Consider the following 1,460-nt stretch of genomic DNA (forward strand, 5'->3'; position numbering starts at 1 on the left):
GGCGGATTCAACCGGTCGTCGCAACACCTTAATATTGGAGGTGTAGACGATGACAGGGAAACGGAAATCGGATCGGTCCACAAGGCGCAAATTGTGCTCGCCAGGACGGCCGCCTGTCTGGCAGCGTGAGACCCTTTGTCGGTTCTGGCAGGGTATCGCGGCAGGTCTTTCCAGCGAAGAGGCTGGTATCGAAGCCGGTGTTTCTGCTCCAGTTGGAAGCCGTTGGTTTCGGAGTTCTGGCGGGATGCCACCCACACATTTAACCCCTTCGGCCTCTTGCCCACAGGGCCGTAGTCTTTCTTTTTCCGAGCGTGAAGAAATCGCCCTGGAATGCGCACGCAAGACCGGGGTGCGTGCTATTGCCCGCAAGCTGGGACGTTCGCCCAGCACGATATCTCGTGAGATCAGGCGCAATTCTGCGACCCGGAGCGGGGATTTCAATTATCGTGCCATTACAGCGCAATGGCATGCGGATCGTGCGGCCCAACGTCCCAAAGTGAGTAAGCTGGCACAGAATTCTACCTTGCACGATTATGTCCACGATCGCCTTGCAGGCCTGATCGCCACGCCGGATGGTGTCGCACTGAAAGGGCCTGTCGTGATATGGAAAAAGCGACGGGCAGTTCATCGTCAAAGTCGACGCTGGTCCCTTGCATGGAGCCCGGAACAGATCGCGCAACGGCTGAAGATGGATTTCCCAGAGGATCAGAGCATGCGCATCAGTCACGAAGCAATTTATCAAGCACTCTACATCCAGGGGCGCGGCGCTCTGAAACGCGAACTGTCCGCCTGCCTGCGCTCGGGGCGGGCACTCCGTCTTCCTCGGGAACGTGCGCGTAAGCGAGGCAGATCATTTGTCGAAGACGCCTTGATGATCAGTGATCGTCCGGCAGAGGTTGCGGACAGAGCTGTGCCGGGCCATTGGGAAGGCGACCTTATTCTCGGCCTTGGTAGTTCAGCGATCGGAACTTTGGTCGAGCGCACAACGCGCTTTACGATGTTGCTGCATCTGCCGCGGATGGAAGGGCATGGAAAAACCAGAGTGATCAGGAATGGTCCAGCCCTTGCCGGTCATGGGGCCCAGGCCGTTCGTAACGCGATTGCAGGGACCATCATGGAGCTACCTGCCAGTCTACGCAGATCCCTGACCTGGGATCAGGGAGCGGAGATGGCACAACACGCCCAACTCCAGATCGATACCGGTCTTGATATCTACTTCTGTGATCCAAAAAGCCCCTGGCAACGTGGCAGCAACGAAAACACCAATGGTCTGCTGCGCCAATACTTCCCCAAGGGAACGGATCTCACCCAGCATGATACCGATGCATTAAATGCGGTTGCTCATGCCCTGAATACACGGCCACGCAAAACACTCGGTTGGAAAACACCAGCAGAGGCACTCGACCAACTGCTCAAACAACATATAATCGAAGGTGTTGCGACGACCGGTTGAATCCGCC

1 protein-coding gene is annotated in these 1,460 nt (G+C 56.9%); it reads left to right on the top strand.

Annotated elements, in window-relative coordinates; translation table 11 throughout:
• Positions 1–49 precede the first annotated feature (49 nt).
• A complete protein-coding gene (locus Abci_RS12675; RefSeq protein ID WP_148315187.1) occupies positions 50–1,453 on the top strand; it encodes an IS30 family transposase in 1,404 nt (467 codons plus the stop codon).
• Positions 1,454–1,460: the final 7 nt, after the last annotated feature.

The organism is Acetobacter cibinongensis, assembly GCF_000963925.1.
Taxonomy (GTDB): Bacteria; Pseudomonadota; Alphaproteobacteria; order Acetobacterales; family Acetobacteraceae; genus Acetobacter; species Acetobacter cibinongensis.

Bases quoted from the DNA above. Each gene is read 5' to 3' on its own strand.
- Abci_RS12675 (WP_148315187.1), top strand. From the start codon at position 50: ATGACAGGGAAACGGAAATCGGATCGGTCCACAAGGCGCAAATTGTGC.